This is a genomic window from Wolbachia endosymbiont of Nomada ferruginata, from assembly GCF_001675785.1.
Taxonomy (GTDB): domain Bacteria; phylum Pseudomonadota; class Alphaproteobacteria; order Rickettsiales; family Anaplasmataceae; genus Wolbachia; species Wolbachia pipientis.
Genome location: NZ_LYUY01000030.1, coordinates 1 through 12,714 on the forward strand (window position 1 = coordinate 1; position 12,714 = coordinate 12,714).

11 protein-coding genes and 1 pseudogene are annotated in these 12,714 nt (G+C 35.4%); 7 read left to right on the forward strand and 5 right to left on the reverse strand.

Annotated elements, in window-relative coordinates; genetic code table 11:
* A partial coding sequence (locus BA053_RS08690; RefSeq protein ID WP_410543231.1) for a hypothetical protein occupies positions 1–320 on the reverse strand: 320 nt, incomplete at its 3' end.
* 217 nt (positions 321–537) lie between these two features.
* Between BA053_RS08690 and dnaG the strand changes: the two genes are divergently transcribed.
* The 3 genes from dnaG to BA053_RS02715 all read left to right on the forward strand — a co-directional run bounded on the left by dnaG (position 538) and on the right by BA053_RS02715 (position 4,889).
* Positions 538–2,286 (forward strand): DNA primase, encoded by a 1,749-nt coding sequence (dnaG, locus tag BA053_RS02705; protein ID WP_065106723.1) that lies wholly within the window; start codon positions 538–540, stop codon positions 2,284–2,286.
* 237 nt (positions 2,287–2,523) lie between these two features.
* The gene (locus tag BA053_RS02710) at positions 2,524–3,489 is read left to right on the forward strand and encodes a Fic family protein (protein ID WP_245611565.1); all 966 of its coding nucleotides are present in this window, start codon (positions 2,524–2,526) and stop codon (positions 3,487–3,489) included.
* Between the two features lie 317 nt (positions 3,490–3,806).
* Entirely contained in the window at positions 3,807–4,889 is a 1,083-nt protein-coding gene (locus BA053_RS02715; RefSeq protein WP_065106724.1) for an efflux RND transporter periplasmic adaptor subunit, read from the forward strand.
* A gap of 36 nt (positions 4,890–4,925) precedes the next feature.
* Here the strand turns inward: BA053_RS02715 and tnpC are convergent.
* From tnpC to BA053_RS02730, 3 genes and pseudogenes are all read right to left on the reverse strand, one after another.
* Positions 4,926–6,279 (reverse strand): annotated as a pseudogene (tnpC, locus tag BA053_RS02720) (IS66 family transposase).
* 112 nt (positions 6,280–6,391) lie between these two features.
* Positions 6,392–7,474, reverse strand: coding sequence for a bifunctional diaminohydroxyphosphoribosylaminopyrimidine deaminase/5-amino-6-(5-phosphoribosylamino)uracil reductase RibD (ribD, locus tag BA053_RS02725; protein ID WP_065106725.1), 1,083 nt, complete (start codon positions 7,472–7,474; stop codon positions 6,392–6,394).
* Positions 7,474–8,673, reverse strand: coding sequence for a deoxyguanosinetriphosphate triphosphohydrolase (locus BA053_RS02730; RefSeq protein ID WP_065106726.1), 1,200 nt, complete (start codon positions 8,671–8,673; stop codon positions 7,474–7,476). The genes ribD and BA053_RS02730 overlap by 1 nt, the downstream gene beginning before the upstream one ends.
* 47 nt (positions 8,674–8,720) lie before the next feature.
* Between BA053_RS02730 and BA053_RS02735 the strand changes: the two genes are divergently transcribed.
* The 3 genes from BA053_RS02735 (at position 8,721) to BA053_RS02740 (ending at position 10,162) form a co-directional block, all read left to right on the forward strand.
* Positions 8,721–9,182 (forward strand): HesB/IscA family protein, encoded by a 462-nt coding sequence (locus BA053_RS02735; protein WP_010081891.1) that lies wholly within the window; start codon positions 8,721–8,723, stop codon positions 9,180–9,182.
* Between the two features lie 99 nt (positions 9,183–9,281).
* A complete protein-coding gene (locus tag BA053_RS07845) occupies positions 9,282–9,476 on the forward strand; it encodes a hypothetical protein (RefSeq protein WP_156518108.1) in 195 nt (64 codons plus the stop codon).
* An 11-nt stretch (positions 9,477–9,487) separates the two neighbouring features.
* Positions 9,488–10,162, forward strand: coding sequence for an ABC transporter ATP-binding protein (locus BA053_RS02740; protein WP_065106727.1), 675 nt, complete (start codon positions 9,488–9,490; stop codon positions 10,160–10,162).
* Positions 10,163–10,400: 238 nt separating this feature from the next.
* Here the strand turns inward: BA053_RS02740 and BA053_RS02750 are convergent, their stop codons facing one another.
* Entirely contained in the window at positions 10,401–11,099 is a 699-nt protein-coding gene (locus tag BA053_RS02750) for an alpha/beta hydrolase (RefSeq protein WP_065095010.1), read from the reverse strand.
* 155 nt (positions 11,100–11,254) lie between these two features.
* On the opposite strand from BA053_RS02750, the gene BA053_RS02755 reads away from it, so the two are divergent.
* Positions 11,255–12,391 carry a cysteine desulfurase family protein gene (locus BA053_RS02755; RefSeq protein WP_065095011.1) on the forward strand — a complete coding sequence of 379 codons (1,137 nt, stop codon included), beginning with the start codon at positions 11,255–11,257 and terminating at the stop codon, positions 12,389–12,391.
* Positions 12,392–12,714 lie beyond the last annotated feature (323 nt).

Here is a 12,714-nt window from a genome sequence, read left to right on the forward strand (position 1 = left end):
TCCGCCAGGAAGGGTGTCATCCCAGTGCTTTGGCACTGAGATCCAGAAAACTTAATTTTAAATAAGTACACCAGATAGCTGTATAATAAGAACTGGATTCCAGTGTCACGCACTGGAATGACATCATTTATTATGCAACATCGTGTCACATTGCAACGTTCGTACAGTTGTGGAATGAATCGCGGTATGACGGTTAAGTAGGGTGTCATCCCAGTGCCCAGACACTGGGATCCAGGAAAATTGATTGTAAACGAGCAAACATTTTCGATAAAATTACCGAAAAGCTGGATTCCAGTGAGTGTCAAGCACTGGAATGACACCATTCGCTGTACAGTTTACCTTTAAAAATGAATGTTCGTACAGTTATGAATTCATTCGCGGTATCTCAGCATAGATTCCGCTAACATGCAGCGGAATGACGAGTTCATAGCTTACCAAATTATCGGTAAATCTGAATTGCTTTAGTTATAGAAATAAATTTCGAGTCAGATGTGTATAAATTCTATATAATTTTTATCCTACTACTAATTTAACAAGATGGATCACATAGATATTATAAAATCAAAATTATTATTATCCGACATAGTAGGTAAAAAAGTCAGATTAATAAAAAGAGGAGATAGTTTTGTTGGGCTCTGTCCATTCCATAACGAAAAAACCCCATCTTTTTCGGTGAGCAATACTAAGGGGTTATATTACTGTTTTGGTTGTTCAGCCAGTGGTGATGCATTTGAATTTATTTCACAAACTGAAGGATTAAGCTTTAAAGAAGCATTGGAAAAATTAGCATCGGTTACAGGTGTTGAACTGCCCAAAAGTCTTAGTATTACAAAAGAGGACAATAAACTATTTTTAGCGCTTGATTTAGCTGCAAATTGGTTTGCACAAAAAAATCAAGGTGTTGTAGATTATTTAAAGCAGCGTAAGATTTCACCTAAAATCATAGATAAATTTAAGATAGGTTATGCACCAAGCTCTGGTTTGAAAGAGTATTTAAACTCTTCAGGTATTGAAGACAAAATTTTAATTGATATTGGATTAGTAAACAAAAATTTTCGTGATTATTTTTATGACCGGCTGATATTTCCTATACAGAGCATTGCAGGAAGAGTTATTGGTTTTGGCGGACGTGCGCTGAGCTTTGAGCAACAGCCAAAATATTTAAACAGCCCAGAGAGTCAGCTCTTCAAGAAGAGGGAGAATTTATACGGGTTAAACTTTGCTTTAAGCGAAATACGTAAAAAACAGCACATATTTGTTGTTGAAGGATATATGGACACTATAGCGCTACATCAAGCGGGAATTAGTAATGCAGTTGCTCCGCTTGGTACCGCAATTTCTGCAGAACAGATAAAAAATCTATGGAGATTTGCTAAAGAAATCTCCATCTGTATGGATGGCGATAGTGCTGGACGTCATGCTGCTACCCGAGTTGCAGAACTTGCTCTGCCAATATTAGAGCCTGGATACACGTTAAAGTTTGTGACTTTGCCGAGTAATAAAGATCCATACGATATATGTAACGAACTGGAATACAAGAAAGAAGACGTGTTGACTGCTCTTGACCATTCAACAAAACTGCATTCTGAATATTTATGGCATCACATAATCGATAGCAATTTGCAAAATTATGAAAAACTGGCTCCGGAAAAATATTCAATTCTTGAGCACAAGTTCATGGAATATGTAAATACTATTAGCAACAGCAGTATTAGAAGGTATTACAGAGATTATTTTTACAATAAGGCTAGTGAACTAAGAAGTAGCTTCAAAAAACAGATTTTTAATAGTAAAACTAGAGCAACAAAAGGTGAGTATCTTCATAATAAATCTCCAGAGCTAATTGAAGCAGAGCAAAATCAGGCCGTAATTTTGCGTATAGCCGTAGAATTTCCTGAAATCTTGAACCGTCCTATATTTTTTGAGCAATTTTCTCATTTTGAATTTACTAATGAGATGAAAAGATTACAACAGCGTATAATTGATGTAATAAGTAACAAAAGCAAACTCGATAAAGAGGCTTTGTTACAAGAATTGAAACAGTTTAACGTTATAAAGTATGTATTTGAAAAAACTAGTGTACTAAATAGCCAACTGAACAAGAGAAAATCTGCAGAAATTGTGTGGAATAATATAGTGTTACTAAAAGAGTTAAATGCATTACGAAAAGAAAGAACCGAAGCGAGGCTGAGCGGTAATCTCGACTTAGAGGAAAGGTTGATAGAACAAATAAAGCAAATAGAAAGCAGTATACAAGAAATGCAAATGGAGTTTATTGAAAAGTAGATATCATCTCGTTAGTCAACAAGAAAATTACAAAATAAGACAATATTTTACATAAGATTGAAATTTTTAACTAATTAAGCCTTCCTCTAACAGCTTTGCCCTGTAGTTTTTGATATGGTTAGGATCACTTGAAAATGTATAATTTTTGTAGTTAGCTCTGCTGTGCATATAAAGCTTACTATTGACTTTTATCACATTATCTCACATTATCTCACATAATATGCATGTGAGAAGAATATGAACTGGAAGAATTTTCGTCTTAGTACGCGTCTCAACCTAGAAGGGCCTGTAATTGAGCAAGTGTACGAGTTAATTACTGCAGTTGATAGTGTTAAAAATAGCTGGCAGATAACGAAAAAACTACTACCACAAACAATTGAAAGATTAACTCATTCAGTTATTGTTACATCTTCTGGCGCTTCTAACCGTATTGAAGGAAATCGTCTAACCGATAAAGAAGTTGAGGATCTATATAAAAACCTACGTGTCAAAAAATTTAAAAATAGAGATGAGCAAGAAATTGCTGGCTACTTAGAAATGCTTAAACTAATATTTCATGATTATACGGATATTCCAATTAGTGAGTCATCAATATTGCACATTAACAACCAGATGCTACTTTATAGTGAAAAAGATTTGTATCATAGAGGAAAATACAAAGCAAGTTCTAATAGAGTTGAGGCAAAAGATCAGAATGGAAAAGTTGTTAGTATAATTTTTGATCCCACACCACCTTACCTTGTTAGAAAGGAAGTACAAGAGCTTATTGATTGGTATCACTGGTCCTTAAATAATAAATTTAAGCATCCTCTTATTATTGTTGCTAACTTTGTTTTTGAGTATCTGGCAATACACCCTTTTCAAGATGGGAATGGCAGAACTAGTAGATTGATGACTAATTTAATGCTGTTGCAGCAGGGTTATGATTTTGTATCTATTGTATCACATGAAAAGATAATTGAAACTAACAAACTTGATTACTATTTAGCGCTTAATAAAACACAAAGTAGCTGGAAAAGTGGCAAAGAAGATATTTCCCCATGGTTAATATTTTTTCTTAATGTGCTCAAAACGCAAGCAAATGAGGCGCATTATATTCTTGAGAGGGAGAATACTGAATATTTATATCAAGAAAACAATTATTCTTCTGGGAGTGGGCACTTAGCCTTGCAGATAAAGAATTTAGTAGAAAAGATGCTATAGAAGCTCTAGGATTTCCTCCAAGAACAGTAGAGGCAATTACAAAGAAACTGCTAGGGATGAAATACTTACAGCGTCTTGGAGAAGGCAAAGCCACTAGATATAAAGTTATTATTTAAAAGTTTTAGTATGTTTTTCGAGATTTTTTTAAATCCAGTCTTATGCACAACTTTGTTTGCAATTTTATTCGATTAAAAATTGCATTTTAGCAATAAAAAACTTACTGATTGTAGGAAAATCTTGTGTTTGTTCTCATATAAAATTATTTATGGAGTGACAATGGTGCATGTATTATACTTACATTTCTGATTCGAAAATTTATGCAGTTGTTTCTAACAAGATTGGTCAACAAATTCTATTGTTTAAAGATGAGAAATAAAGTAATCATCATTTCCAGTATTGCTTTTATTCTACTGTTTTTTATCAGCAGTGCATTTTTAAAAAAAGATCAGGCGGTTTACAGTGATAATGCAACTAGTAACTTTTCAGTAAAAACTCAAGAATGTGCGCCGCAAAACCGCACTATATATTTAAATTTTTCTGGTACAGTAAATCCCTTACATAGAGCTAGCCTTGTCTCAAAAATAAGTGGTAAGATTATTGCTATTTATTTACCTGATGGTGAAAAGGTAAAAAGAGATGATGTAGTGTTAAAGATAGAAAATGATGACAGAATTGAGCAAGCTCAGAAAGCTAAAGCTTTATTAAAGCAGCGTGAAATTGAGTATGATTCCTCTCACAAACTGAATAAAAAAGGCTATGGAGCACAAATAAAAGTAGAAGCAGCTTTTACTGCGTTACAAAGTGCAAAAGCTGACCTAAAAAGGCTAGAATTGGATTTAGAAAACACTGCAGTCAAATCTCCTATAGATGGTTATATTGATAAAATCAATGCAAATGAAGGAGATTTTGTTAATGTTGGGCAAAAAATAGCTGACGTGGTTGATTTCAATCAAATTCTTGTGGTGTTATACGTTTCGGAGAATGAAGTAAATAAAATAGAGCTAGGCAGTACAGCTCAAATTAATTTGCTGGACGGAAAAGAATTAGCAGGTGAAGTAAGTTTTATTAGTAAAATTGCTGAACCTAAAACTGGGTCTTATAGGGTAGAGGTAAAGGTAACTAATAATAAAATGATATCCTTGCAGGGACTAACTGCTAACGTAAGACTACCTTCAGGCAAAAGATTTGCATATAAAGTTCCTTCTTCAGCCCTGAGCTTAAGTGACGATGGTGCTCTTGGAATAAAGATTGTTGATGATAATAATTATGTAGTATTTGCACCAATAGAAATTGTTGATCATGAGAGCGATGGGGTTTGGATAGTAGCAAATAACGAAGGTAAACCCATAAAGTTAATAGTATTGGGCCACCTATTTGTTAAGCCTGGTGATAAGGTTTAAGACATAAGATCCTTTGTATCCGTTCAGCAGAGTGGTTTAAGAAACGATAGATAGGAGATTGTGAAAAGGCCCTTTATTTCCATGTCAAGTATAACGAAATTATCCGTTCAAGGAATGCATTTCCCCGCTTCGATTGGGTAAAATATGAATTTTTGCGATAAACGACATAATGCCGAATTTGCCGTTCAGCGTGGTTATTTGTCAGCGGAATATTTTCTGGGTCATCTAAAAAATTCCACATCATTCTTTCAGATTTCAAAATATTTTTTGCAACTCGAGAAGCTCCAATTGCTTCAGGTAAGTGGAATATCTCCTTCAAGTAATACCATGTACGTTTTCGCAATTTTCTGGCACGTCTGGCAAATCTAAAAACATCTATTTCATTTTTTAGCAAAGCCTTTTTTAGTGCAAATAATTCAGTAGCTACATTTCTTAAGTAACAGCCGAGAACTTTAACTTCAATATTCCAACTATGCGCTAATCTTTCAAAATCTCTTGATAAATGCGCCCAACAGATTTGCCTGTTCTTATCGGCAAAGTAGTTGTATGCTGCGTACCTGTCGTAAGCTATTGCGATTGCAGAACTTACTATTTTGTAAAACCTTCATTCCTCTTGACTCTGTCAATTTTATAAAACTTGCAGTATTACTGGCAAACATCCAGCACCAACCAAGTTTACCTTTGTTATAATGGCTCGTTTCATCGATATGCAGAACTTCACTTTTACTTACTTCTTGCTCGATTTGCTCATATGCTTCTTGGCATTTTTCTGCAACTCTAGCCTCGCTATTTGACACGCTACCAACACTGATGTCCAGGTTGAAAATATTTTTTATAATATTTGCTACTTCTCTTTTCGAGTTCTTGTAAAATCCGCTCAGCGCCGCGATTGTTGACTTAACTTTTGGACCAAATGTATCCGCAGTAACACCTTCTGGTAGCCTGCTACTTTTTCTTTTTCCACACTTGCAACAGCGGCCATTGGTATTCCACAACATAAGCTGGCAAATCAACTTTTTGATGAATGTATGGCTCTTTCGATATCGCAATTTCTCCTCCGCACTCGCAAGAACTCTATTTTCACCACTTCATCTGCTTCCATTTTAGGGCGATACTTTCCTTCATGCCCAATCTGTGCCCCTATTTTCCTGTCACTTTTTTTCTTTTTCTTCTTTAGCTTGTATAACTCTTTTGAGCTCGGTATCGATGAATTTTGTGAATTCAGACCTAGTCTTTCTTTCAATTCAGCATTTTCGATTCTTAGCGCCTTATTCTCAGATCTAAAATTTTCGTTTTCTATCTCTAACCTCTTTATCTCTGCTTTTAGTTGCTCTATCTCTATTTTAAAGCTTTCACAGAGCTTGAGAAGACTAGCTAGTAGATCAGACATATTTACCACACATACTACTTGTGATATTATGTTTTTAGCACTCCTTGTCTACTTTTTATTTTACCGCTCCGCTGAACGGATACCTTTTTTTTACTGTTTGAGTATGTAAGGATTATGACGACCTATCCCAAACCTCAACTATATCCTCACTAAACTCTATTATCTTTGTTTTTTTAAACTGATAACAGTTGTTAATGAATTGAATCCCTAAATCTCCTACAAAAGGAGTGGCATCATTGCCTAAAATTTTACCACTGCGGCATATTATCAACCTGTCGATTAAATTACACTTTAATAGTTCTGTGATTAACACTCCTCCACCTTCAACTAATAACCTTGTTATACCGATTTCTGAAACAAGTTTTAATGCCATGTCCTTTAGGCAGGCTTTGCCTGCATCGTTTGAATTGACTTTCAAGTAGTTAATATTTTTTATTTTTTCTTTTACTTCTTTATTCGTTATCACCCAAGTTGTTACTTTATCTGCAGTCTTTGCAATGTTATGCTCTTCCTTTAATCTCCCTTGGCTATCTATAATTAGCCTTATTGGCGATCTACTTCCGAGTCCTGGTAATCTGCAAGTTAAGAGTGGATCATCATTAATAAGAGTATTGCTGCCAATCATAATTGCATCATATTTCGTTCTGAGCTCATGCACCCAGTTTCTCGTATTTTCACTTGTTATCCATTTGCTATCGCCTGTAAATGTTGCGATTTTTCCGTCAAGAGTTGTTGCGATTTTGCAAGCTATAAATGGTCTATGTAATTCTTTAGTGGTGAAAAAACCGACATTCAGTTCTTCTGCTTCTTTTTGCATAATACCTTGCTCAACTTCAATTCCTGCTTCTTTCAGAGCTTTAATGCCTCCACCTGAAACTCTACTATCTGGGTCAATAGTTGCAATTACTACTCTTTTTATGCCAGTTTTTATGATTTTTGCAGTGCAAGGCCCCGTGACTCCGTGATGACAACATGGCTCAAGAGTGATATATATAGTTGCGCCATGAGTTGAATCTTTAGCGTTTTGCAAAGCGACTACCTCCGCATGCGGACGCCCACCAATCCCTGTATATCCCTCACTAACAATTGTACCATCTTTTACAATAACACACCCGACAGCAGGATTTGGTGCAACATTTCCAAGATTTTTTTCTGCAAGCCTTAATGCAATTGACATGAAATGATCATCAGTCATTAGAAAGAAGTCATTTCGTATGAGGTATCAAAAATTCTTCTGTGCTCGTGTATAGCAAATCTATCTGTCATACCTGAGATATAGTCACATATTATTACTGAACGCTGAGATTCACAAGCGAGTTTGCTCCACTCTGTGGGAAGTAATCCTGGGTTTTCATAAAAACATTGAAAGAGTTCCTGTATTATGCGTTTTGCTTTGTTCATCGTTCTACTCAGTTTATAGCTTCTGTATATTTTCTCCATGTTGAATCTTTTCATTTCTTTTGTAGCATTCGCAACTTCTGGTGAAAATGTGACTAGCATTTTATTTAGACTTCTTACGTCTTCTACGCTTTTTATTTTGTGATCTTCAATATTTCTTTCAGTCTGAGAAACAACATCACTTATCATAGTTCCTATAGTTCCACTCAGTGATTCATGTATGAGTTTGCTCTGAGGCAATTCTGAATATCTGCTCCTTATGTCTTTAAACATTTTTTCAATTAAAGGAACATTCAGCAAATCTTCGATGGTTACTAAATTCGCCCTGAGTGCATCATCAAGATCGTGAACACTGTAAGCAATATCATCGGCAATTGAAGCAACTTGCGCTTCAATGCTTGAAAATTCTTCAAGTTTTAGATCATATTTTTTGTTGTATTCTAATAACAGCTGATTACTTGTAGAAGACTCCGCGTTTTGACCAAGCAAGGGACCGTTATGTTTTGCAACTCCTTCAATCACCTCCCAACTTAGATTCATACCATCAAAATCAGCATGTTTTTGTTCAAGATAAGTTAAAATCCTTATAGCTTGAACATTATGATCAAACTCATACTTCTCATTATCAAGATTCAAATCTTGAACTGATTTCTTTAGAGCATCTTCACCTGCATGACCAAATGGAGGATGACCAAGATCATGTGCGAGCGCTATGCATTCAGTGATATCCTCATTTAAGCCAAGTCTACGCGCAATGGACCTTGCAATTTGTGCAACTTCAAGGCTATGAGTAAGCCGAGTGCGATAGTAGTCGTGCTCATAATTGATAAAAACTTGTGTTTTGTACTCCAACTTTCTAAACGCATTAGAGTGAATGATACGGTCCCTATCACGCTGAAAGCAGCTGCGATTCTCATCTTCTGGCTCTTTGAAGTATCTCCCTTTTGTTTTGCTTGGAAAACATGCATAATTTAATAGAAAATTATTGTTTGACATGTAAAATTTCTACTATAATAAGTTATCAATAATAAACGGTGGTTACTATGTCAACAAATTACAACATCAACTTAACTGATAATGCACTAAAAAAAATCCACTCTCTTGCAGAGCAGGAAGGGGATAAGAGTTCCATTTTACGGGTTGCAGTTTCAGGTGGTGGATGTTCTGGCTTCAAATACAATTTTCTTATGGATCAAATGAATAAAAATCTATCTTTGGATGATGAAGACGATGATTACGATGATGAGTTTGATGACGAAGACGAAGATGATGACTATGAAGAAAGTGAGGACTATAGAAGCCACTCCAGTTTTAGCGAAAAAGGTAAAGATATAGTAATTAATGATGAAAATGGCAATCCTGTATTAATGGTTGATAATTGTTCAGCAAAATTTTTAAATAACTCAGTTATAGATTATACTGAGGATCTCAGTGGTTCTGGTTTTCAAATAAAGAATGCCTTTGCTAAATCCCAGTGTGGTTGTGGCAACAGCTTCTCAGTTTAGTCAAAAATTTGATGTCATTCCAGTGCGTGACACTGGAATCCAGCCTTTTACGAAATCCCATCACAAACGTTGTGTTTTAACATAGGATTAGCTACTTTTATGCTCACCAACTTAATAAAATTCCTGGATCCCAGTGTCAGCTACTTGGATGACACTCTTCTCTGGTGGAGGGTGCTCTCAAGTCACAACGTTCATATAGTTGTATACTTGACACTGAGGTTTATTCTTCTATTTCTTTTTTACTGGTTATGCACTATCATTTGCTATGCAAGCACAACATTTGTATGGTTATAGGTCTTTTAAACATGGGTGGTAATGTAGCACTAGAACTAACTTCTGTAGATAAAAGCTTCAAGGACAATTCTGCTGTTGTAAAGGATATCAACTTAAGTGTTACAAGAGGGCAAGTAGTAGCGCTGATTGGCAATTCAGGTGCAGGGAAAACAACTATATTGCAAATCGCAGGCTTGTTGGATAAGCCAACTTCAGGTATAGTTACGATAGATGGAATAAATTGCACACAAGCCAGTAATAAGCATAAAACTCATGTAAGAAGAAATTTTCTTAGTTTTGTTTATCAATTTCACTATTTGTTACAAGAGTTATCGGTGTTGGAAAATATTATGCTTCCTCAACTCATTGCAGGAAAAAGCAAAGCTGAAGCAAAAAAAAATTCGCAAGCAATGTTGGAAAAATTTGGTCTGGAAAACAAAGCAAGTAGCATGGTATCTGAAGTTTCAGGTGGGGAAAGGCAGAGAGTTGCAATTGCAAGAAGCATTGTAAATTCTCCAAAGCTTTTACTTGCAGATGAGCCAACAGGAAACTTAGATCCAACAAATTCTTTTAACGTGTTTTTACTGCTACATTCATACGTAAAGGAAAATAACAGCTCTATGCTTATAGTAACACACAATCATCTCCTTGCAGAAAAGGCAGACTGCATTTTCCAATTGAGAGATCGATCATTAGTGAAGTTGTGAGTAGGAAAAATAGCACAATTTCTATGCCTTATACTTATCTAACCAATGATCATTAACAGAGTACAACTCGCATGAAATGCTTTCATTGCTTTTTATACACGGACTTTTTAACTTACGCTGTTTACTTAGGGAACACCCCGATAACATAAACACAGCTAAAACAAAAAATAATAGCTTTTTAAACATAACAAAACCTTTTCATTTATATTACTACACTCATTTCTCTTGTTTGTAAAGATTAGGCATATTCTTTTACCCTTACCTCTTTTTTGACCTTTTGAGAAGAAATAGTTGCACTATTCAAGCGCAGTTTTATATAATTGTCCACGATTTGAGTCACTTCCTCTTCTTTATCCTTTAGAAAGTGATTAGTATCATCTATTATATGGTATTTCATGTGATCACTTCTTACTGAATTTATCAACCTTTTTGCTAATTCTGTTACATCGCTTTCTTCTGAGATTGTATCATTACTGCTTTGTATTATAAGCCCAGAAACTGGACAGGGAGAAAGAAAAGAAAAATCGTACTTAGTTACCGGAAGAGAAAGAGCAATAAAACCCACTATCTCAGGGCGGCGCATTGTTAGCTGCATAGCCACCCATGCTCCAAAAGAAAAACCAGCGATCCAAATTGGAACATTGCTAGGATTATGTTCCTGAAGCCAATCAATGGCTACCGCAGCGTCAGTTAATTCTCCTATACCCTTATCAAAAGTTCCGGTAGATTTTCCCACACCACGAAAGTTAATTTTCAATGCAGAAAAATTGTTATCGATAAAAGACGTATATGTACTATGTACAATTTTACTATCCATATTACCACCATATTGAGGATGATGATGTAAAACCAGCACAACCGGCGAGTTGGCATCTTTGCTTTGGTGGTATTCACCTTCTATCTTTCTTGTTGCATTATTTAAAAAAACTTCAACCATGATAACTCCTAATAAGAACCCGCTTGACAGGTATTGATGACGTGAGTTATTAATTATGTATTAATTTCGCTGTTTTTGCAATAAATTTTTTATCGTGTTAAAGCTAACGTACATAGTTATGATTATAGTTGATGGTAAACTTATTTAAGTGACAGATGAGTCCATTCTCTTTAGAAAACAGTGGTTGCGTATATGCTGATTACAATGCAACTGCTCCAATTAGTGAAAATGTAAAAAAAAGTATATTTGAGGTCTTGTCAAAACAAACGCTCAATCCATCATCACTACATAAGAGAGGACAAGAAGCGAGGAAGATTCTTCAGGATGCAAGAGATAACGTACGTGGTGCTATTGGCGTCTCAAGTGATAAAGAAATAGTTTTTACGTCTGGTGCAACTGAAGCGAATAACCTTGTTATGAGAGGAATAGCAGGCTACCTGCATATAATTTCAGCTATAGAGCATCCTTCAATTCTTAATTCTGCATGTAATCCATATATAATACCTGTTAATCAGGAGGGCATTGTTGACTTTTTAGAGCTAGAAAAAATTCTAAGCGAACTTAAAGGAAACAAAGCAATAGTTTCAGTTATGATGGCAAATAACGAAACCGGAGTTATTCAACCTATTGAGGAAATAGCTAAAATAGTACACAAGTTTGGAGCAATTTGCCACACTGACACTGCTCAAAGTGTTGGGAAAATTAAAGTTAATATGGAAGATTTAGGAGTGGATTTACTCACTTTATCCGCCCATAAATTTGGCGGTGTAGCAGGCAGTGGAGTTTTAATATTCAATAAAGAACTTGCGATAGAACCTATTATAATAGGTGGTGGACAAGAGAAGGGATTTCGTGGTGGTACGGAAAATATTGTTGCAATTGCAGGCCTTTCTGCCGCATTGCAAAATATTCCAGATCTTCTATCAAAAATGGATGAAGTAAAGGAGCTACGCGATCAATTAGAGTGTGAATTATTAAATCTTGCCAGTGACATAAGGATCTTCGGTAAAGACTCAAAGAGGCTGCCAAACACAAGTTTTATTTATATGCCAGGAGTAAAGAGTGATGTGCAGCTCATGCATTTTGACTTGAATCATATTGCAGTTAGTAATGGTTCCGCATGTTCTTCTGGAAAAGTTGAGCCTTCCCATGTTTTGCTTGCAATGGGGGCAACAAAAGAGCAAGCAGAGTGTTCAATTAGAATCAGTATAGGTCCAGAAACTAAACCACAAGACATAAAAAAAATAGTGGATTGTTGGTATAATATCTACAAGCAGAACACCTTGGTATAGATAATACGTGGTATCATGCAGGGAGCTATAAATTAGATGTAAAAAATTCCTTTACAAGTTTCGCCAGCCCCCTTATCATGAAACTGAAGCTATTTATTTATCTTCTCTGTACAGATTAAATGACAAAAAAACTCACGTATCTGGCGTCTCATGTTTAATTTTTTGCACTATGTGCACCTTATGTCTTTATAAAACTTCTACCTACATAAGCTGAAACGCGCTTATAAAGCGTTTAAAACATAAAAAAACGCCAACTTAAAAAATGGATAGTGAATAACTAGCTACCCTAGGGTTTCTTTTGCCTTTTTTTCTGTTTAGTAAAT